Here is a 20,214-nt window from a genome sequence, read left to right as displayed (position 1 = left end):
ACGTAGGAGAATCAGTTCCGGCGCTGGCGGGCGATCTCGGCCAGAACCACGCCCGCGGCCACCGAGGCGTTGAGCGACTCCGTCGGGCCCGCCATCGGGATCGACACGATCGCGTCGCAATGCTCCCGGACCAGCCGCGAGAGGCCCTTGCCCTCCGAGCCGACGACCACGACCATCGGGCCGTCGCCCTGGAGTTCGTCCAGTTCGGTGTCACCGTCAGCGTCCAGGCCGACCACCATCAGACCGGCATCCGACCAGCTCTTCAGCGTGCGGTTGAGGTTCGTGGCGCGCGCGACGGGTAGCCGCGCCGCCGCCCCGGCACTGGTGCGCCAGGCCACCGCGGTGACCGAGGCCGACCTGCGCTGCGGTATCACCACGCCGTGGCCGCCGAATGCCGCGACCGAGCGCACGATGGCACCGAGGTTGCGGGGATCGGAGATGTTGTCCAGCGCGACCAGAAGGGCAGGCGTGACATCGCTGGTCGCCGACGCCAACATGTCGTCAGGGTGGGCGTACTCATACGGCGGCACCTGCAGCGCGATGCCCTGGTGCAGGCCATTGGTGCTCATCCGGTCCAGGTCATGACGCGCGACCTCGAGAATCGCGATGCCGGAATCAGCTGCACGCGTGACGGATTCGGTCACACGCTCGTCGGTGTCGATGCCGATCGCGACGTAGAGCGCGGTCGCGGGCACGCCCGCACGCAGACACTCGACGACGGGGTTACGGCCGAGCACGACCTCGGTGGTGTCCTCGGACTTCTGCCGCCCCTGCTTCTGCCGGGTGGCCCTGGCGGCGCGCTTCGCGGCCGGATGGTGCGGGCGCTGGTGCGCGGGCGGTGTGGCGCCCCTGGCCTCCAGACCGCCTCTCCGCACTCCGCCGGACCCGACGACCGGGCCCTTCTTCGTGCCTGCCTTGCGTACGGCGCCACGCCGCTGAGAGTTTCCCGCCACTTACTTGCCGCTTCCATCGATGAGAGACCATTGCGGACCGTCCGCGGTGTCGGTGACCTCGATACCGGCGGCCTTGAGCCGGTCCCGGATTTCGTCTGCCTGCGCCCAGTCCCGATTGTCCCTGGCCTCGTGACGCTGGACAAGCGCCCACTGCACCAACACGTCGACGGCGGCCAGCGCCGCGGACGTCTCGTCGCGCGACTCCCAACGCTCATCGAGGGGATCGCAGCCCAGAATGCCCATCATGGCCCTGATCGACTGCGCGTGTTTCATCGCGCCCTCATGGTCACCGCTGTCCAGCGCGCGATTGCCCTCAGCGCGGGCCGCGTGCACCTCGGCCAGAGCGGATGGCACCGCCAGATCGTCGTCGAGGGCGGCCGCGAACTTCGCCGTCCACTCGCCGGGGACCACGGGCCCCACCCGGCTGCACACCCGGTGCAGGAAGTCCTCGACACCGGAGTAGGCCCGCACCGCGTCCTGCAGCGCGTTCTCCGAGAACTCCAGCATCGACCGGTAGTGCGCGCTACCCAGGTAGTACCGCAGCTCGGCAGGTCGAACACGTTGCAGCACGGCGGGAATCGACAGCACGTTACCGAGAGACTTGCTCATCTTCTCGCCGCCGAGCGTCACCCAGCCGTTGTGCAACCAGTACTGCGCGAAACCGTCGCCCGCCGCCTTGGCCTGTGCGATCTCGTTCTCGTGGTGCGGGAAGACGAGATCCATCCCGCCCGCGTGGATGTCGAACTCAGCACCCAGGTACGACTCGCACATGGCGACGCACTCCGTGTGCCAGCCGGGTCGGCCAGGCCCCCACGGCGTCGGCCACGACGGCTCGCCGGGCTTGGCACCCTTCCACAGGGTGAAGTCGCGCTGATCGCGCTTGCCGGTGGCCACACCCTCGCCCTGGTGCACGTCGTCCACGCGGTGCCCCGACAGCTTGCCGTAATCCGGGTAGCTGGCCACGTCGAAGTACACGTCGCCATTCCCGGCATAGGCGTGCCCCTCGGCGATGAGCCGCTCGATCAGCTCGACCATCTGCGTGATGTGCCCGGTCGCCCGCGGTTCAGCCGACGGCGGCAGCACGCCCAGCGCGTCGTAGGCGGCGGTGAAGGCGCGTTCGAACGTCGCCGCCCACTCCCACCACGGCCTGCCCGCATCGGCGGCCTTGTTCAGAATCTTGTCGTCGATGTCGGTGACGTTGCGGATGAAGGCGACGTCGTAACCCTTTGCGGTCAGCCATCGCCGCAACACGTCGAACGCAACACCGCTGCGGACGTGGCCAATGTGCGGTAGTCCCTGCACGGTGGCACCGCAGAGGTAAATCGACACGTGGCCCTCGCGCAACGGCACGAACTCTCGCACACCACCCGCCAGGGTGTCATGGAGGCGCAATACGCCGCGATCGGTCACGACGCGCCAGCTTACCGGCCTGAGCGGCTCAAACCTTCATCGGGAACTATGAGAGCCGTCGCGATGGCCGCCAGGCCCTCTCCGCGGCCGGTCAGACCAAGCCCATCGGTGGTGGTCGCCGACACCGATACCGGGGCTTCGAGGAGTTCGGACAGCAGCGCCTGCGCCTCGGCGCGGCGCGGCCCGATCTTCGGCCGGTTGCCGATCACCTGAACGGCGGCATTGCCAACCGTGAATCCCGCAGTTCGAACCAGGGAGTGGACGTGACGGAGCATGTCGGCTCCGCTGACACCGCGCCACTGCGCGCGGTCGGTTCCGAAGACCTCACCGAGGTCGCCGAGACCGGCCGCGCTCAGCAGCGCATCACATAGAGCATGGGCGGCGACGTCGCCGTCGGAGTGACCGGCGCAGCCGTCAGCACCATCGAAGTGCAGGCACAGCAGCCAGCACGGACGGCCAACCTCAATGGGATGGACGTCGGTGCCCAGGCCGATCCGCGGTATCACCTACAGCGGTGTCGTCAGGACGCGGCGGCCAGCGCCTCATCGAGAATGGTCGCAGCCTTCTCGTCATCCGTGTTCTCGGCGAGCGCGAGCTCGCCAACCAGGATCTGACGAGCCTTGGCAAGCATCCGCTTCTCGCCTGCGGACAGCCCGCGCTCCTGATCGCGGCGCCACAGGTCGCGGACGACCTCGGCCACCTTGTTCACGTCACCGGAAGCCAGCTTCTCGAGGTTCGCCTTGTAGCGGCGCGACCAGTTGGTCGGCTCCTCGGTATGCGGGGCACGCAGCACCTGAAATACCTTGTCGAGACCCTCTTGGCCAACCACGTCACGGACGCCCACGTACTCGGCATTGTCTGCGGGAACGCGAACTGTGAGGTCACCCTGCGCGACCTTCAAGACGAGGTATTCCTTCTGCTCGCCCTTGATGGTTCGGGTTTCGATCGCCTCGATCAACGCTGCGCCGTGGTGTGGATAAACGACGGTGTCTCCGACCTTGAAAATCATCAGATTAGAGCCCCTTTCACAACCCAATGGTAACACGGCGCCAAGACACGCGCGGATCAACGATGCAGGTCAGGGGCATTGCAGGTGGCGACGAGGGGTTGACAGGGCGAAGAATACGTGCACTGTGCAGGGGCGCGGGCAAACCCCCGCGGGCTATTGTGCGGCCGCTCCCGACGCCGCTTCGACGACCGTTGTCGTGTAATTTCGGGCAGTTTCGGACACCACACGCACACCCGGTGACCGCCCGGCCCCACCTCGGCTACCGCGCTCGAGGCGCACCTACTACTCTGCATAGTCGAAGCGTCGGACGCCCGTCCGCATGCTGCCGTGGCCCTAGCAGGAGGCTTCTGTGAACCGCCCCAGATCTCGCACATTCGCCGTCACCTCTGCCGTGGCGGCCTGCGGGCTCGCCGCGACAGTCGTGTTGTCCGGCTGCAGCGCCGGCCAGGTGTCTCAGACGGCGACGCAGCATCCGGCCGTCAATGGCAACAACGCCTGGGTCGGCGAGGAGAACTACGGCATCGCCCTGCGCAACCTTCACCTGAGGGCGGCGCAGACCTCCGACTTCGTACAGCCCGGCAGTTCCGTCGACTTGCTGTTTGTCGCCGCCAACGGCTCCGCCGAAGAGGGCGACAAGCTGGTGTCGATCACCTCCGACGTCGGCACGGTGTCGCTCACGGGCGACACCGAGGTCCCGATCGCGGGCACGCTGGTCGTCGGCACTCCGGACGGGCAGATCAGCCCGCTCGAAGCCGTCGAGAACGCCGAGACGGCAGAAGCAACGGTCACTCTGACCAAGCCGATCACCAACGGCATCAACTACGACTTCACCTTCACCTTCGAGCGCGCGGGTTCGCGCACCGTGCCCGTGCCGATCTCGGCGGGCGAGACACCGCGCCGCGACGGCGAGCCCAACGGCGGCAGCGCGAGCCACGGCGGCGGCGACACGGGCGGCGGCCACTAGCTCGGCTCAGCCGTTCTGTCGGTGCCGCCGGATAACGTCACGGCGTGGCACGGAGCAGCTCGAAAACGCGTTCGCAGTACCGCTGCTCGGAATGCAGTCACGTAGCGGCCAAGTGGGTCGGCCGCTGTCCCGACTGCGGTACCTGGGGCACGGTCAACGAGGTCGCGGTGCTGGCGGCGCTGGGCGGATCGTCGGTACACCGTGCCGTCACACCCACGTCCCCCGCCGTCCCGATCACCTCAATCGATCCTGGGTCGACGCGCCACTTCCACACCGGGATATCCGAACTGGACCGCGTGCTGGGCGGTGGACTGGTGCCGGGATCCGTCACATTGCTGGCAGGCGATCCCGGGGTCGGCAAATCGACGCTGCTGCTCGAGGTGGTGCACCGCTGGGCCGAGACGGGCCGTCGCGCCCTGTACCTGTCGGGTGAGGAGTCGGCGGGCCAGATCAGACTTCGTGCCGAGCGCACGGGCTGCACCCACGACGAGGTGTTCCTGGCCGCCGAGTCCGACCTGCAGACCGCATTGGGGCACATCGAGGAGGTGCGTCCCTCACTGGTTGTCGTCGACTCCGTGCAGACCATGTCGACCGCCGAGGCTGACGGCGTCACGGGCGGCGTCACCCAGGTGCGTGCCGTGACGTCGGCGCTGACCATGACCGCCAAGACCACCGGCATCGCGATGATCCTGGTCGGCCACGTCACCAAGGACGGCGCCATCGCGGGCCCGCGCTCGCTGGAACACCTCGTCGACGTCGTGCTGCACTTCGAGGGAGACCGCGCGACTGCGCTGCGAATGGTGCGGGGTGTGAAGAACCGCTTCGGTGCCGCCGACGAGGTCGGCTGCTTCCTGCTGCACGACAGTGGCATCGAGGGCGTCGCCGACCCGTCTGGCCTGTTCCTCGATCAGCGGCCCGCACCGGTGTCGGGCACCGCGGTCACGGTGAGCCTCGACGGTAAGCGCCCACTGATCGGCGAGGTTCAGGCGCTCATCGGCTCGGCGGCGACCGGCAGCCCCCGCCGCGCGGTCAGCGGTATCGACTCCTCACGCGCCGCCATGATCACCGCGGTGCTCGAGAAGCGTGCGCACCTGTCGGTCGGAACCTATGACATCTACCTGTCCACGGTCGGCGGTATGCGGCTGACCGACCCGTCATCAGATCTCGCGGTCGCGCTGGCGATCGCCTCGGCGTACGCAGATCTGCCGATGCCCTCGACAACCGTGGCGATCGGCGAGGTCGGCCTGGCCGGCGATCTGCGACGCGTCACCGGCATGGATCGGCGCCTGGCCGAGGCGGCTCGGCTGGGGTTCACGTGTGCGGTGGTCCCACCCGGCGTGCAGGATGGTCCGGCGAGTCTGCGGCTGATGAATGCGGACAATATCGGCGGGGCGTTGCGGGTTCTGCGGCAAATCGCGGAGAATGGCGGCTGATCCGAGGAGGGACGATGGGCGTGAAGTCCACCGGCAGGGCCACGCGGGGCAACGTCGTTCAACTGGCACGGCCCACACTGCGTGAAACCCTGGGGCGGCTCGCGCCCGGCACACCGCTGCGCGACGGTCTGGAGCGCATCCTTCGTGGCCGGACCGGCGCCCTCATCGTGCTGGGCTATGACGACAGCGTCGAGGCCATCTGCGACGGCGGGTTCTCCCTCGACGTCCGCTATGCCCCCACTCGCCTGCGGGAGCTGTCGAAGATGGACGGCGCCGTGGTGCTGTCCAGCGACGGCGCACACATCCTGCGCGCCAACGTCCAGCTGGTACCCGATCCGACAATCCCCACCGATGAGTCCGGCACCCGGCACCGTTCAGCTGAGCGCACCGCCGTGCAGACCGGTTTCCCGGTCGTGTCGGTCAGCCACTCGATGAGCATCGTGACGGTCTATGTGGCGGGCGAGCGTCACGTGGTGCCCGACTCCGCGACGATCCTGTCGCGGGCCAACCAGACCATCGCCACACTCGAGCGATACAAGACCCGGCTCGACGAGGTCAACCGGCAGCTGTCCACTGCGGAGATCGAGGACTTCGTCACGATGCGCGACGTGATGACGGTGGTGCAGCGCCTCGAGATGGTTCGCCGGATCAGCCTCGAGATCGACGCCGATGTCGTCGAACTCGGTACCGCAGGCCGTCAGCTCAAGCTCCAACTCGAGGAACTCGTCGGCGATAACGACACCGCGCGCGAGCTGATCGCCCGCGACTATCACGCCAATCCCGACCCGCCGACCGCCGCGCAGGTGACGGCGACCCTCGACGAACTCGACGGCCTCTCCGACAACGAGCTGCTCGACTTCACCGTTCTGGCAAGGGTTTTCGGCTATCCCTCAACGCTTGAGGCCCAGGACTCGTCGATGAGCTCACGCGGCTACCGCGCGATGGCGGGCATCCCCCGTCTGCAGTTCGCCCACGTCGATCTGCTGGTGCGCTCGTTCGGCTCGCTACAGGGCGTGCTGGCGGCCAGCGCGAGCGATCTGCAGTCGGTCGATGGCATCGGGTCAATGTGGGCGCGCCACATCCGAGAGGGGCTCTCGGCGCTCGCCGAGTCGACAATCGCCGACCAGCTGGCCTGATCCCTACCCGACGGGTGCCTCACCCTCGGGCGCGGGTGGCGGTGCGTCGCCGGGTGCCGGCGGCGCGGCCTCGGCGAGGATGAACGGGACTGCCGCGGACCGCAGATTGCCCAGCTGGACCACCAGGTTGTAGGTACCTGGGCCAATGGGTTCGCGGGGCAGCGGGCAGTTCGGCGCCGACCCCATACCGGTCCAGGTGACCTCGGTGGTCACCTGCTCTCCCGGCTTGAAGGTCTTGACCAGCGTCTCGTTGGATGGCGCGCAGTCGAGGTTGGACCACAGCCGGTTGTTGTCCAGCGAGTACACATAGGCCGCGAGCACGGCGGCGCCGACATCTCGCTGGCACCCGACCAGGCCGATATTGGTGACCACCATGGTGAACTTCGGCTGATCGCCGACGACGTAGTTGGGCTGGCTGGTGATGCCCTTGACCGCGAGTGTGGAATCGGGGCAGTCGTCGCCCTCGGTGAGCACTGGAGGCGGCGTGACGGCAGCGGACGGTGTGGGTGTCGGAGGCGGAGCTTGCTGCGCCGGCGGCTGGACCGGCGTCTTGACCTCAGGATTCTCACCCGGCAATGGAGTCGGCGGCGCCTGGCCCTCCGACGCGGAGGTGTTCTCCGCTGGCTTCGAGTCACCGGTGGCGTTGGACACGACGACGATGACGAGGATGGCGACTATCAGGATGACCAGCGCCGAGACACCGATTGCGAGCATCCGACGCCGCCGGTAGATCTCCTGCGGCAGCGGGCCGTTCGGTTCTAGATCCAGCACAATGTAACGGTAAGGCCACGTCATGACCGAGCGTTCGACCCGGCTCGGCGTGTCGCCTCTCAGGCTCGTGTGATGTCACTCAAAGTCGACGGCCGGATCGGCCACCAGAACCAGCGCCCCAGCAACGCCACCAGCGACGGCACCACGAACGTCCGGACGATCAACGTGTCCACCAGCAATCCGGCGCCGACGGTGAAACCGATCTGGGCGACGCTGCGCACACTACTTCCGACAAGGGCGAACATCGTGATGCCGAACACCAATCCGGCGGTGGTCACCACGCCGCCGGTGCCGGCGAAGGCCCTGACGATGCTCGTTCCGACGCCCGCCCGCGCCTCCTCCCGGATTCGCATCGTCAACAGGAGGTTGTAGTCGGCGCCTACGGCGACCAACGCTATGAACGAGATCGGGGCGACTGCCCAGTGCAGGTCGTGACCGAGCAGGTGCTGCCACACGAGGACGCTCACTCCCAGCGCCGATGCGTAGGACACGACGACGGTCCCGACCACCGCGAGGCCCGCCACCGGGCTGCGGAGCATCAACGTCACGATCAGGAAGACCAGGGCCAGGGTCGCCGCGACCAGCAGCACGATGTCATCCCTGACCGACTTCTGCAGGTCGCGGGTCGCCGGTCCGACGCCGGCGAGGTCCACTCCCATCGGTGTCAGCGTGCCCTCCTTCGTGGCCTCGGTGATCGCGGTGTCTATCTGCCGGGCGCGCTGGGCACCGTCGGGACCCCACTCGTGCCCATCGCCGAACACCAGGAGATAGGTCGCGCGGCCATCCGGCGACATCAGGCTGCGCAGCGCCTGCCGCAGGCGTGGGTCCGCCAGTGCGCGCTGAGGCAGGTAGAAGCCGCCGGTCCCGCTGCCCTGGAACTGGGCGTCGATCTCGGCTAGGTACTCCGTCAGCTCGCGCACTTGCGGCCCGATCGAGTTCACCATGTCCGACACATCGCCGATGGCCGATCTCGCCTCGCTGAGGCTTGCGCTCATGGTGCGCACGGTGGCGGGAAGTCCGGCCAGCGCCGCGGTTGCGGTGCCTGAACCCTCTGTCAGTTTGGCTGCGCCACTGGTCAATTCCGCCGAGCTGCGGACGACGTCGTCGACCGGCGCGACCAGCCGCGACACCACCGAGCAGATCGGGTTGGTCGGGCAGCCGGGCGTCGTGTCGACGAAGCTGCGCAACGGATCGAGATACCCCGACATCGACGTCATGTTGCCTTGCAGCCCTTGCATTCCCGCCTGCATGTCATCAGCGGCCGACCGAACCCCACCGAGTCCATCGGCGCCGCGCTGGAGTCCCTGGCCGAGTTGGGTCACCGCGGACGACATCTGCGCCAACATGGCATCCAGGTCGGCCACGCGTGCGAGCCGCTCGGTCAGCGTGTCGATCCCGTTGTCGAACCGTGCGCCCATCAGCCCGACCTGATGACTCAGGGTCGCCTCGTCGGGCACCCTGCCCGCGGGTCTGCTGGCGGACTGCACCATCCGCACCCCGGTAATCCCCATGATCTGGCGGGTGATGCGCTCGATGGCGATCAACCCGGCCGGGTTGCGCATGTCGTGCCCGGCCTCGATCGTGACGACGTCTGGCAGCAGCCGGTTGACTGGGAAGTGGCGGTCCATCGCCGCGTACCCGCGGTTGGATTCCACATCCGGCGGCGTCGCGGCCTGCTCGTTCCAGCCCATCCGCAGGCCCGTCAACGGCAGTGCGAGCAGGACGATGAGCCCGACGCTGACCACGAACAGCGGTCCGGGCCACCGCGCGCTTGCCACCCCGATGCGCCGCCAGCGCCGCGAGACAGCGGAGCGCCGAGGTTCCAGCAGCCCGCGCCCCGCCGCCAGCCTGATCAGCGCGGGCGTCAGCGTCAACGACGCGAGCATGGCGACCAGAACGCCGATGGCGCAGGGGATCCCCGCGCTGCGGAACACGCCGACCTCGGCGAAGCTCAAACACGCCAGCGCCACGGCCACCGTCAGCCCCGAACCCGCGATGACGGGCGCCACACCGCGGTACGCGTCGACCAGGGCAGCGGCCGGGTCGACGCCACACCGGCGACGCTCGTGGTAGCGGCCGATCAGGAATATCGCGTAATCGGTTCCCGCGCCCAGCATCATCGCCGCGATGAGGGCGACCGAGAACAGCGAGACCTCGATGAGTTCGGCCTGGCCGAGCAGTGCGACGATGGGCCGGGCGACGGCCAATGCCAACCCCACCGAGATCAGCGGGACCGCCGCGGCGACGGCGGACCGATACACGACGATCAGCAACAGCAGGATCAGCGCGACGGTGGCGGCGGTGATGCCCAACATCTGCCGATCGATCGCGGCGAACTCGTCGACGATCGTGCTGCCCGGTCCGGTGACGTGGACGTCGAGACCTTCGGGGGCGGAGAGCCCGGCCACCATCCCGCGGACTGCGCTGACGGACTCACTGGCCTGCGTCGTGCCCAGCATCCCCGTGAGCCGAAGCATGACGTTGACCGCTCGGCCGTCCTCGCTTTGAGCCACCGTCTCGGTGACCGGATTTGCCCACAGGTCGGTCACCGAGTGAACATGGGCGGTGTCGGCACGCAACGCCGAAACCAATGCGTCGTAGTATCGCCGGTCTTGCGGCTGCAGCGGTTTATCACGTTCCAGCACAACGTAGTTGAGGTTGTTTGTTGCCGCGTCGCCGAACAGCTCAGCCGATCGCTGCACGGCGATGGAGCTCTCCGCCTCGGCCGGCATGAAGGACCGGCTGTGCTGGGCGACGACGGTCTCCAGCTGTGGCACCAGCAGATTCCCCACACCGGCGGCGACCACCCAGCAGCACAGGATCAGCGGGGCGTACCGGCTGGTGAGCCGGGCAAACCGGTCGGCGACGTCACGCAACGGTCAGCCGGCCTTCCGAGGACCTGCCGTAGTAGTCGAGAATGCGCTGCTCGCCCCGCTGAATCGCGTGGACCCGCACCGACCTGAGCGCACCGGCGTCGAGCAGAGCGCGCAGCCCGGGCTGTCGGGAACCCAGTTCGGCACGCACCCGATCTACGGGGATGTCGTCGCGGACAGCCTGATCCAGCTTGGCGGTGAGCATCGTCGTCCAGCGCTGCTGCAACGCAAGCAGCAGGCCATCCACACTGCCGAACAGTCGTTCCACCTCGGAGAGGTCGCCGTTGAAGCCAAGTGCCCCTTCGACGTCCACAGCGGCCTGTTCGATCAGGTCGGCGATGAACGCCATGCGCTCGTGCAGTTGTGACCATGTCATGTCCCCCACGCTAGGAACGCCCCGCCAGCGGCACATCGTGCCCACGTCGACTCCTGCCCTCCACCCGTGGGCGGAGTGCGAGACCGACCGCGGCATGATGTCTGCCGCGCGTAGCCCTTCTACGATGGGTCGGTGCCACGGGCCGTGACGACCTACGTGCGTGACCGGATTCGCCAGCGGGGTGAACTCATCCCGGTGGGATTCACGTGGGCCGTGGTCATCGTGACCGACATCGCCATGCTGGTGGCCGTCGTCGTGGCGTCAATACAGCGACCGGGTTCTGACTGTGCGCTGGCACTCGGCGCCTGTGTCATCGCGATCAGCCCGTTCGTGCTGTTCTTCGTGTCCGGGATCCGCTTCAATCCCCCGCTGATCTCAGCGACGTCGTTGGCGTCGACGGCGATACTCCTGTTCGCCACGTCGACTCCCATTCCCGGCGATTTTGCCCCGCTGATCCTGGTTCTCATGGTCGGCGTGGTCGGGTCTCTGGCATCGGTGCCGGGCGGTCTGCTGGCCGCCGCACTGGCGGCCGCTCTGCTTGGGATCGCCGCCATGATGCACCGCCTCGACGGAATCGCCCTGTACCTCAGCTTCGTCGCCATGGGCTGGCTGGTGGGTTTCCTATTGCGGACGCAGCGGGAGCTGCTGGTCAGACAGCATGAGATGCAGGCGGATCTGGCCGCGCACGCCGCCGCCGACGAGCGCCGACGTATCGCCAGGGAGGTGCATGACGTCATCGCTCATTCGCTCACCGTCACGCTGCTGCATGTGACTGGAGCCCGCCGGGGCCTGCAGGAGGATCGCGATATCGATGAGGCGGTTGATGCGCTGCGCGACGCCGAGCGACTCGGACGCCAGGCGATGGCCGATATCCGTCGCACGGTCGGCCTGCTGGACCAGGGCCCGTCCAGGATCGTCCCTGAACCCGGCATCGGCGATATCGCGGTGCTCATCGCCGATTTCAGCCAGGCCGGACTCACCGTCACCTTCGACACCGATGGACCATACGAGCAGGTGTCGGCGGCGGTCGGCCTTGCGCTCTATCGCATCACGCAGGAATCGCTGGCGAATACCGCCAAGCACGCCCCCTCTTCCAATACCGCTGTGCGACTGTCTATCTCACGCGCCAACGCCACACTCTCCATCGTCAACGAACTGCCCGTCTCGTTCACCGCCCAACCCGAGTCCGACGGGCGTGGCCTGCACGGGATGCGCCAGCGCGTCGAACTCCTCGACGGCGCAATCGAGATCGGCCCCATCGGCAACGACTGGTCGGTACGGGCGAAGATCCCATTGACCGCTGTCGAGGCACCGGGAGCCGGGTGCAAATGGTGATCGCCGAGGGCGCCGACATCTCGGTCCTGCTGGTGGACGACCAGGACCTGGTGCGTTCCGGGTTGCGCCGGATCCTGCGCCGCAAGGACGGTTTCGTGATCGTCGCGGAGTGCTCGGACGGTGACGAGGTGCCCGCCGCGGTGGCCACGCACCGTCCGGACGTGGTGGTGATGGACCTGCGGATGAAGCGGGTCGACGGGATCGAGGCGACCCGCAGGCTGACCGGTGCGGATTCACCGCCCGTGCTGGCGCTCACCACGTTCAACGAGGATGAGCTGCTGTCCGGCGCACTGCGCGCGGGCGCCGCGGGCTTCGTCCTCAAGGACTCGTCGGCCGAGGAGTTGATCCGGGCGGTGCGGGCGGTGGCCAGGGGCGACGGCTACCTGGATCCGGTGGTGACCGATCGAGTTCTAAGCACCTACCGGCGGGCCGCCGGCGAACGGCGGACCTCCGATGCCGTGGCCCAGCTGACGGTGCGCGAACTGGACGTGCTGACCCTCATCGGCGCGGGTCGCTCCAACACCGAGATCGCCGAGGAACTCTTCATCTCCGCTGTCACCGTGAAGAGCCACGTCGGCCGGATCTTTCAGAAGCTGGACCTACGCGACCGCGCAGCGGCCATCGTCTACGCCTACGACCACGGTATCGTCGCGCCGCGCTGACGAGCCCCCTCAGGCCTCGCCGATGTTGCCCAGATGATCGCGCAACGCCACCCTGCCGTCGGCCAGGTGGTAGGTGAGGCCAACGATCGCCACCTTGCCCTCGATGATTCGCTGGGCGATGGCCGCTGAGCGGATCCGCAGCTGGGCGACGGTCTCGTTGACGTGCCGGGCCTCGAACTCATCGACGCGGCTCATCCCCATCTGGCGTCCCAGCAGGATGGACGGTGTGACCCGTTCGACAATGTCACGGACGTACCCACCGGGTACCTCGCCCTCATCGAGTGCTGCCAGGGTCGCCTTCACCGCGCCGCAGCTGTCGTGGCCCAACACCACGATCAGCGGCACGTCGAGCACCGTGACGGCGTATTCGATGGAACCCAGCACGGCAGAGTCGGCGACGTGGCCGGCGGTCCGCACCACGAACATATCGCCGAGCCCCTGGTCGAAGATGATCTCGGCGGCGACCCGGCTGTCGGCGCAACCGAACACCACCGCGGTCGGCTTCTGCCCGTGAGCCAGCCTCGCCCGGTCCTCGATGCTCTGGCTCGGATGCTGTGGCTGGCCGGCGACGAACCGGTCGTTACCATCCTTGAGTGCCTTCCAAGCGGACACGGGGTTCGAGTTGGGCATGTTCGCCATTCTGCCCGAGGCCGCGGTGACGGTCGACGCGGGTGAGCTTCTGACGTGGTATGACGCTCAGAAGCGGGACCTGCCGTGGCGACAACCACCCACCAGCGCCTGGCAGATCCTGGTCAGCGAGTTCATGCTGCAGCAGACCCCGGTGGCTCGGGTCGAGCCGATATGGCTCGACTGGGTGGCGCGCTGGCCGACACCGTCGGCGACGGCGGCGGCCTCGGCTGCCGACGTGCTGCGGGCCTGGGGCAAGCTCGGCTATCCGCGCAGGGCGAAGCGATTGCACGAGTGCGCGCGCACCATCGCCGTCGACTACGACGACCGCGTGCCCGACGACGTCGAGACGTTGCTGACGCTGCCCGGCGTTGGCGCCTACACCGCGCGGGCCGTGGCGTGCTTCGCCTACGGGCACAACGTCCCGGTCGTGGACACCAACGTGCGCCGCGTCGTCGCGCGTACGGTACACGGTCGGGCGGATTCACCGGCGAGCGTTCGCGACCTCGCCGACGTGGCGGCACTGCTTCCCAATGGCGATGAGGGACCGCGCTTTTCGGTTGCCATCATGGAACTCGGTGCCACGGTGTGCACGGCGCGCTCGCCGCGATGCGGCGTGTGTCCGCTGAGCCGGTGCGCGTGGCGGTCCGCTGGCTTCCCTCCGGCGAGCGCACCGGCGCGGCGGCCACAGCGGTATGCAGGCACCGACCGGCAGGTCCGCGGGAAGCTGCTGGACGTGTTGCGCGGCAACACCGTCCCGGTGACCCGCGCCCAGCTGGACGTGGTGTGGCTCTCGGACACCGCGCAACGGGACCGGGCGCTGGATTCGCTCCTGGTGGACGGCCTGGTGGAACAGACCGCGGATGGGTTGTTCGCACTGGCGGGCGAGGGTGGGGAATCGCAGTCGCCGAGGCACGCAGTCAATTAGCCTTTGCATGTGGCCGGACGTGGTTCGCAGACTCCGCGGACTCACTATGCATCCCGCGGCGATCTGGACATCGCCTATCAGGTACTCGGCAGCGGCCCCGTCGATCTGGTGGTGATGCCGGGTCCGTTCGTTCCGATCGACTCCATCGACAGCGAGCCGTCGATGTACCGCTTCTACCGCCGTTTGTCGTCGTTCTGCCGGGTGATCCGCTTCGACCACCGCGGCATGGGAATGTCCTCTCGCATCGGTTCGGCCGCCACCGTCACACCGTCGTGCTGGGCGGAGGACGCCATCACGGTCATGGACGCCGTCGGGTGTGAACGCGTCGCGGTGCTGGGGTCGGGATTCACCGCGGTCAGCGCGCTGCTGCTGGCCGCCGACCACCCCGACCGGGTCAGTCATCTGGTGGTGCTGAACGGCAGTGCCCGGGCGCTGTGGGCGCCCGACTACCCCGTCGGCGCCGAGGCCAGCGGCGCCAGTCCGTTCACCACGGTCGTCATCGAACCCAATGCGCTCGAGCAGGGTTTCGACGTGCTGTCGGTTATCGCGCCGTCGGTCGTCGGCGACGGCCCGTTCCGCACCTGGTGGGATCACGCAGGCAATCGTGCCGCCTCACCGAGCATGGCCCGCATGGCAAATCGGGTGCTCGCCGAAGCCGATGTGCGAGAGAAACTTCCGTCGGTCACCGCACCGACGCTGGTGATGCACCGGGCCGCGTCGAAATTCGTCAATGTGGGCCACGGCCGGTATCTGGTCGACCACATCGCCGGGGCGCGCTTCGTCGAACTCGACGGCGCCGACACGCTCTACTGGATCGGTGACACCACGCCCATCCTCGATGAGGTCGAGGAGTTCATCACCGGCGTGCGCACGGGATCAGAGGCCGAGCGTGTCCTGACCACGATCGTGTTCACCGATATCGTCGGATCCACGGCGCGGGCCGCGACCATGGGCGACGACCGCTGGCGCGACCTACTGGATCATCACGACGCCAGGATCCGACACGAACTCGAGAGGTTCCGCGGCCGCGAGGTCAACACCGCCGGTGACGGTTTCGTCGCGACCTTCACCACGCCCAGCGTCGCACTCGACTGCGCCGAGGCGATCGTCGACGCCGTCCGACCGCTTGGCCTCGAGGTCCGCGTCGGGATACACGCCGGTGAGGTCGAGATGCGCGGCGACGATATCGCGGGCATGGCCGTGCACATCGGCGCACGGGTCGCCGCACGCGCGGGCGCGGGTGAGGTGCTGGTGTCCTCGACGGTGCGTGAGATCGTCACCGGTTCGCACCACGAGTTCACCGATCGCGGTCAGCACGAACTCAAGGGCATTCCCGGGCAGTGGCGGCTGCACGCCCTGTCATCCCCCTGAGCCAGCCCCTAAGCCAGCCCCTAAGCCGTTGCCGCGCAGGTGGAGCCATCGCAGGCGAAGCTGCGCCGGTAGTCCGACGGCGTGACGCCGATGATGCGCCGGAAGTGGTGGCGCAGCAGTGTGGCGGTACCGAACCCGGACCGGTCAGCGACGCGGTCGATGTCCAGATCCGTCTGCTCGAGCAGCGTTCGCGCGTAGAGCACCCGTTGATCGGTGACCCACTGCATCGGCGTGCGGCCGGTCTCCTCGACGAAGCGGCGCGCAAACGTGCGGGCCGACATGCTCGCCCGCTTGGCCAGGCTCGCCACGGTGTGAGGGGTCTCGAGGTTGGCCAAGATCCAGTCCAGATGCGGCGCGAACCCGTCGGAGCAACGCACCGGGATGGGCTGTTCGATGTACTGGCGCTGCCCGCCGTCACGCTGCGGCGCCACCACCATCCGACGCGCGATCTTGTTGGTGACCTCACTGCCCAGTTCGCGACGGACCAGATGCAGGCACGCGTCGATACCCGCGGCGGTGCCCGCGCTTGTGATCAGGTTGCCGTCGTCGACGAACAGCACGTTGCGGTCCACGCGTGCCGTGGGATATGCCCGCGCGAGTTCATCGGCGTGCATCCAGTGCGTGGTGCAGGGTCGGCTGTCCAGCAGCCCCGCCGCACCCGCGACGAAGGCGCCTGAGCAGACGGTCAGGATGATCGCACCGCGCTGTGCGGCTCGGCGGATCGCGTCGAGCGCCTCGGGCGGGTAGTCGGGTCCGGCGATGGCGGGGATGGCGACCAGGTCGGCGTTGACCAGGTCCTCGAGGCCGTGGTCGGGGATCAAGGTGGCGCCGACCGACGTCCGCACCGGCCGCCCAGGTTCCGGACCGCACACCTTGAAGTCGAAGTTCGGCACGCCATCCGCCGCCCGATCGATGCCGAACACCTCGCAGATGACGCCGAACTCGAAGACGGCGGTTCCGTCCAGCACCAGCGCGGAGACACTCTTGATCATGGCAGTATCTTATCTCCCGAGGTCACTTCTGCCACTGTTGGCGGAATGTATTCGACCGAATAATTGCTGCCATGGACATGTTGTTGACCTTCCTCATCCTCGCCGCACCTTTCGCCGTGGCCGCCGTGGCGAGCTGGTCGGCACACCGCAGCCAGCCGACCCGCGGCTACCTTCAGGGCCTCGTCGACGACCCCGACTGGTACCGCATCCAGCACGACGCCGACGCGGCACGCACCCGCTTCGAGCAGGCCCCGACGTGGCCCGTCTCAGGAGTGCGCGGCGAACGTCGCTAGAAACGCCTCGACCGCGTCCCGGTATTCCCGCGGACGGTCGTCATGCACCAGATGGCCGGCTCCGGGAACCTTCAGATACGTTGCCCGGTGGCCGATTTCACTCATCCGGGCCATCTGTCCGGGCGGGGTGACGCCGTTGCCCGCCTCGATCAGGAGCGCAGGCGCGCGCACCGACTGCCACTGGCTCCAGTAGTCCCGGGTGCCCCACTCCGCGGCGATCTGCACCCATCGCTCGGGGTCCCCGTGCAACCGCCAGCCGCCCGGGGTCCGATCGAATGCCTCCATGAAGTACTGCCCCGCGACGTCACCGAACTCATCGAATATCGCCCGCTGGGAGGTGAACTCGACGGGGAGCGCGTGCACCCACGGCTCCCAGGGACCAGTGGTGCGGCCGCGGAAGTCGGGAGCCATGTCCTCGACGATCAGCGCACGAACCAGATCGGGGTGCTCAGCTGCCACACACCACGCGTGCAGGCCTCCCATCGAGTGGCCGATCAGCGTGGCCGGACGCCCCAGCGCCGCGACGGCGTCAGCGAGGTCGGCGACGAAGCGCTCGGTGGCGATCGGCTCGGAGTCGGTCACATCGCGTCCCCTGTGCCACGGCGCGTCGTAGGTGAACACCTGTGCGGACGCCGTGAGCCACGGCAGTTGACGCGACCACGTGCTGCCACGCCCCATCAGCCCATGCACGAGGACCACGGGCTGACCCCGGCCACCCCGATCCGTCAGTAGTTCGGAACGCATGGGTCAATCCTGCCCGCAGGCGTAGCGGTAGCCTGAAGCGCATGGCAGTGGTGAAGATCAACGCGATCGAAGTTCCGCCCGAAGCTGGCCCCGAGTTGGAGAAGCGCTTCGCCAACCGTGCCCACTCCGTCGACAACCAGCCCGGATTCCTGGGCTTTCAGTTGCTCCGTCCGGTGAAGGGCGAGAATCGCTACTTCGTCGTGACGCAGTGGGAGTCCGATGAGGCCTTCCAGGCCTGGGCGGGCGGCCCCGCCGCTGAGGCACATGCCGGGCAGCGGGCGAATCCCGTGGCCACCGGCGCATCGTTGCTCGAGTTCGAGGTTGTGTTGGACGTTGCGGGGCCCGGCACCTCGTCGTAGCGCAGGCCGGTCGCGACAACGAAGGATCGGCGCTGCGCTCGCCACCGCTCTCGTCGTGACCGTGGCCTGCGGTTGTGGACACACCGGTCCGGCACCGGCCGAGGCGCGCGCATACGTCGACACGAACACACCACAGGGGCTGCGCGCCAAGCAGACCCTCGACATGATCAACTCCGATTGGCCCATCGGCACCGTCGGCGTCCGCACGCTCGCCTCACCCGACCAGGTCCAGGACGTCACGGGGAAGATGGACCGGCTGTGGTGGGACCGCCCGTTCACCGTCACCGGTGTGGACATCGGCGCGGGACACGCCACACTGCGAGTCCTCACCTCGTACGCGGTCGCGCAGACCATCGAACTGCGCACCGATGACGCGGGGCTGGTCGATCGCTTCGACGTCTCACTGCAGCGCCCCGTCATCCGGCAGTGGTCAGATATCGACGCCGAGCTGACCAAGTCGGGCGCGCGCTACTCCTACCAGGCCTCGAAGGTCACCGATGGCCGGTGCGAGGCGGTCGCGGGCACCAACCTCGACGAGTCCCTGCCTTTGGCGTCGATCTTCAAGCTGTACGTGCTGCTGGCGGTGGCGAACGCGGTCAACGCCGGGACACTGCAGTGGACCGACCAGATGACGATCACGGCGGAGGCCAAGGCCGTCGGCTCCGCGGGTCTGGACGAACTGGAGCCCGGCGCCACGGTGTCGGTGCGCGAGGCTGCCCAGCAGATGATCTCGGCCAGCGACAACATGGCCACCGATCTGCTGATCGCCCGGCTCGGACCGGGTGCGGTCGAACGCGCGCTGGCCGCAGCCGGCCACCACGACCCGGCGAGCATGACGCCGTTCCCCACCGCGCACGAGCTGTTCTCCGTCGGATGGGGTGAACCTGATCTGCGCGAGCAGTGGAAGGAGGCCACCCCACAGGGCCGCGCGCGGCTGCTCCAGCAGACCAATGAACAACCCTACGAACCGGATCCGCAGCGCACCCACACGCCCGCATCGCCGTACGGCGTCGAGTGGTACGGCAGCGCGGCCGACATCTGCCGGGTGCACGCGGCGCTGCAGGCGGCCGCCGTCGGCCCCGGCGCACCGGTGCGAGAGATCCTGTCGGCGATCCCCGGAATCGAACTCGACGGCAAGACGTGGCACTACATCGGCGCCAAGGGCGGAAACCTGCCCGGGGACCTGACGTTCAGTTGGTACGCCGAGGACCGCACGGGACAAGCCTGGGTGGTCAGCTTCCAGCTGAACTGGCCGAGGTATACGAGTCAGACGGCCGCGGGTTGGTTGCTCGCCATCGCCGAGCAGACGTTCGGGCTGATCCCCGTCCACTAGCCCGCTCAACGTGACACCACTGCGAAGAATCGGCGAAACTTTCGCAGTGCGTACACGTTCGACGACGTGGCGACCGCGTCATCGAAGTGCCTAGCCTGTCGAACGCAGCGTCCAGGCGTGCCCGCGCCGATGCATGACGGTTCGGCTGGCCGGAGCAATGTCGATGCGCCAGAACGACTTCGGTGGAGAATCGAGGGTCGCCAGGATGGCGGCGCGGATGACCGCCGGATGTGTCACGGCCACCAGTCGGCCCGGCCGGGTGCCCACGGATTCCAGCCACTCCCCAACCCGCACGATCAGGGCCACAACCGACTCGCCGCCGTGCGGTGCCTGTGTGGGATCGGTCAGCCACACCGTCAGGTCGCCGGGTGGGACCTTTGAGATCAGGCTGCCCCGCCACGCCCCGTGATCCAGATCGGCCAGCCGCGTATCGGTCTCGGCGCGCAGGCCCAGAAGTTCGGCGGTCTGCCGCGTCCGCTTCTCCGGGCCGCACCACACCGCATCGACCGGGCCCAGGTCCATTGTGGCGTCGACCTGGCGGTGGCCCAGCGCATTGAGTGGTTCGTCGGTGGGAAACCGTCCGGCTGACATGGCGTCGGTCATTGCATGCGACACCAGGGTCAGCCGGACGATCTCACTCACGGA

The 20,214-nt window shown here is 68.0% G+C and carries 21 protein-coding genes; 10 read left to right on the top strand and 11 right to left on the bottom strand.

Annotation, left to right across the window (positions count from 1 at the left end; genetic code table 11):
* Positions 1-11: 11 nt before the first annotated feature.
* From rlmB to carD, 4 genes are read right to left on the bottom strand one after another with little or no spacing between them, the layout of a single operon-like run.
* Positions 12-953: a 23S rRNA (guanosine(2251)-2'-O)-methyltransferase RlmB gene (gene rlmB / locus ACZY0X_RS21455; RefSeq protein ID WP_463773221.1), complete on the bottom strand. Its 942-nt coding sequence runs from the start codon at positions 951-953 to the stop codon at positions 12-14.
* Positions 954-2,363: a cysteine--tRNA ligase gene (gene cysS, locus ACZY0X_RS21450; RefSeq protein WP_463773220.1), complete on the bottom strand. Its 1,410-nt coding sequence runs from the start codon at positions 2,361-2,363 to the stop codon at positions 954-956.
* Between the two features lie 11 nt (positions 2,364-2,374).
* Positions 2,375-2,869 carry a 2-C-methyl-D-erythritol 2,4-cyclodiphosphate synthase gene (ispF, locus tag ACZY0X_RS21445; protein WP_463773218.1) on the bottom strand — a complete coding sequence of 165 codons (495 nt, stop codon included), beginning with the start codon at positions 2,867-2,869 and terminating at the stop codon, positions 2,375-2,377.
* A 14-nt stretch (positions 2,870-2,883) separates the two neighbouring features.
* Positions 2,884-3,372, bottom strand: a complete 489-nt coding sequence (carD, locus tag ACZY0X_RS21440; protein ID WP_043412998.1) for an RNA polymerase-binding transcription factor CarD — start codon at positions 3,370-3,372, stop codon at positions 2,884-2,886.
* Positions 3,373-3,721: 349 nt separating this feature from the next.
* On the opposite strand from carD, the gene ACZY0X_RS21435 reads away from it, so the two are divergent.
* The 3 genes from ACZY0X_RS21435 to disA are packed head-to-tail and all read left to right on the top strand — an operon-like array spanning position 3,722 to position 6,905.
* Entirely contained in the window at positions 3,722-4,336 is a 615-nt protein-coding gene (locus tag ACZY0X_RS21435) for a copper chaperone PCu(A)C domain-containing protein (RefSeq protein WP_463773217.1), read from the top strand.
* 44 nt (positions 4,337-4,380) lie between these two features.
* A complete protein-coding gene (radA, locus tag ACZY0X_RS21430; protein ID WP_463773216.1) occupies positions 4,381-5,769 on the top strand; it encodes a DNA repair protein RadA in 1,389 nt (462 codons plus the stop codon).
* A gap of 14 nt (positions 5,770-5,783) precedes the next feature.
* Positions 5,784-6,905 (top strand): DNA integrity scanning diadenylate cyclase DisA, encoded by a 1,122-nt coding sequence (disA, locus tag ACZY0X_RS21425; RefSeq protein ID WP_241402838.1) that lies wholly within the window; start codon positions 5,784-5,786, stop codon positions 6,903-6,905.
* A gap of 3 nt (positions 6,906-6,908) precedes the next feature.
* Here disA and ACZY0X_RS21420 read toward each other — a convergent pair whose 3' ends face one another.
* From ACZY0X_RS21420 to ACZY0X_RS21410, 3 genes are read right to left on the bottom strand one after another with little or no spacing between them, the layout of a single operon-like run.
* Entirely contained in the window at positions 6,909-7,676 is a 768-nt protein-coding gene (locus tag ACZY0X_RS21420) for a hypothetical protein (protein WP_463773214.1), read from the bottom strand.
* A 59-nt stretch (positions 7,677-7,735) separates the two neighbouring features.
* Positions 7,736-10,552 (bottom strand): MMPL/RND family transporter, encoded by a 2,817-nt coding sequence (locus tag ACZY0X_RS21415; protein ID WP_463773213.1) that lies wholly within the window; start codon positions 10,550-10,552, stop codon positions 7,736-7,738.
* Positions 10,545-10,925 carry a hypothetical protein gene (locus tag ACZY0X_RS21410; RefSeq protein ID WP_463773212.1) on the bottom strand — a complete coding sequence of 127 codons (381 nt, stop codon included), beginning with the start codon at positions 10,923-10,925 and terminating at the stop codon, positions 10,545-10,547. The genes ACZY0X_RS21415 and ACZY0X_RS21410 overlap by 8 nt, the downstream gene beginning before the upstream one ends.
* A 132-nt stretch (positions 10,926-11,057) precedes the next feature.
* On the opposite strand from ACZY0X_RS21410, the gene ACZY0X_RS21405 reads away from it, so the two are divergent.
* Both ACZY0X_RS21405 and ACZY0X_RS21400 read left to right on the top strand, forming a co-directional pair.
* Positions 11,058-12,260 (top strand): sensor histidine kinase, encoded by a 1,203-nt coding sequence (locus ACZY0X_RS21405; protein WP_463773210.1) that lies wholly within the window; start codon positions 11,058-11,060, stop codon positions 12,258-12,260.
* Entirely contained in the window at positions 12,254-12,922 is a 669-nt protein-coding gene (locus tag ACZY0X_RS21400) for a response regulator transcription factor (RefSeq protein WP_463773209.1), read from the top strand. Before ACZY0X_RS21405 ends, ACZY0X_RS21400 begins: the two co-directional genes overlap by 7 nt.
* A gap of 9 nt (positions 12,923-12,931) precedes the next feature.
* On the opposite strand, the gene ACZY0X_RS21395 is transcribed toward ACZY0X_RS21400, so the two are convergent.
* Entirely contained in the window at positions 12,932-13,552 is a 621-nt protein-coding gene (locus ACZY0X_RS21395; RefSeq protein ID WP_463773208.1) for a carbonic anhydrase, read from the bottom strand.
* On the opposite strand from ACZY0X_RS21395, the gene ACZY0X_RS21390 reads away from it, so the two are divergent.
* Complete coding sequence (locus tag ACZY0X_RS21390) at positions 13,551-14,477, top strand: HhH-GPD family protein (protein ID WP_463773206.1); 927 nt, start codon at positions 13,551-13,553, stop codon at positions 14,475-14,477. The genes ACZY0X_RS21395 and ACZY0X_RS21390 overlap by 2 nt on opposite strands.
* A 9-nt stretch (positions 14,478-14,486) precedes the next feature.
* On the top strand, positions 14,487-15,848 hold the full coding sequence (locus ACZY0X_RS21385; RefSeq protein ID WP_463773204.1) for an adenylate/guanylate cyclase domain-containing protein: 1,362 nt from the start codon (positions 14,487-14,489) through the stop codon (positions 15,846-15,848).
* A gap of 20 nt (positions 15,849-15,868) precedes the next feature.
* Here ACZY0X_RS21385 and ACZY0X_RS21380 read toward each other — a convergent pair whose 3' ends face one another.
* On the bottom strand, positions 15,869-16,840 hold the full coding sequence (locus tag ACZY0X_RS21380) for a GlxA family transcriptional regulator (protein ID WP_463773203.1): 972 nt from the start codon (positions 16,838-16,840) through the stop codon (positions 15,869-15,871).
* Positions 16,841-16,911: 71 nt separating this feature from the next.
* On the opposite strand from ACZY0X_RS21380, the gene ACZY0X_RS21375 reads away from it, so the two are divergent.
* Positions 16,912-17,133: a hypothetical protein gene (locus ACZY0X_RS21375; RefSeq protein WP_241402833.1), complete on the top strand. Its 222-nt coding sequence runs from the start codon at positions 16,912-16,914 to the stop codon at positions 17,131-17,133.
* On the opposite strand, the gene ACZY0X_RS21370 is transcribed toward ACZY0X_RS21375, so the two are convergent.
* Positions 17,107-17,877 carry an alpha/beta fold hydrolase gene (locus tag ACZY0X_RS21370; RefSeq protein WP_463773201.1) on the bottom strand — a complete coding sequence of 257 codons (771 nt, stop codon included), beginning with the start codon at positions 17,875-17,877 and terminating at the stop codon, positions 17,107-17,109. The two genes, ACZY0X_RS21375 and ACZY0X_RS21370, sit on opposite strands and share 27 nt — an antisense overlap.
* Positions 17,878-17,918: 41 nt before the next feature.
* Here ACZY0X_RS21370 and mhuD point away from each other — a divergent pair, with 41 nt between their 5' ends.
* Together mhuD and ACZY0X_RS21360 are read left to right on the top strand one after the other, a co-directional pair.
* A complete protein-coding gene (gene mhuD, locus ACZY0X_RS21365; protein WP_241402831.1) occupies positions 17,919-18,236 on the top strand; it encodes a mycobilin-forming heme oxygenase MhuD in 318 nt (105 codons plus the stop codon).
* Positions 18,211-19,569 carry a serine hydrolase gene (locus ACZY0X_RS21360; protein ID WP_463773200.1) on the top strand — a complete coding sequence of 453 codons (1,359 nt, stop codon included), beginning with the start codon at positions 18,211-18,213 and terminating at the stop codon, positions 19,567-19,569. Before mhuD ends, ACZY0X_RS21360 begins: the two co-directional genes overlap by 26 nt.
* A 90-nt stretch (positions 19,570-19,659) precedes the next feature.
* On the opposite strand, the gene ACZY0X_RS21355 is transcribed toward ACZY0X_RS21360, so the two are convergent.
* A complete protein-coding gene (locus ACZY0X_RS21355; RefSeq protein ID WP_463773198.1) occupies positions 19,660-20,211 on the bottom strand; it encodes a histidine phosphatase family protein in 552 nt (183 codons plus the stop codon).
* Positions 20,212-20,214: the final 3 nt, after the last annotated feature.

The sequence above is a fragment of the Mycobacterium sp. IDUB_39 genome (assembly GCF_055419205.1).
The sequence above is the reverse complement of the archived record's forward strand: the minus strand, read 5'-3'. Positions and strand labels throughout refer to the sequence as shown.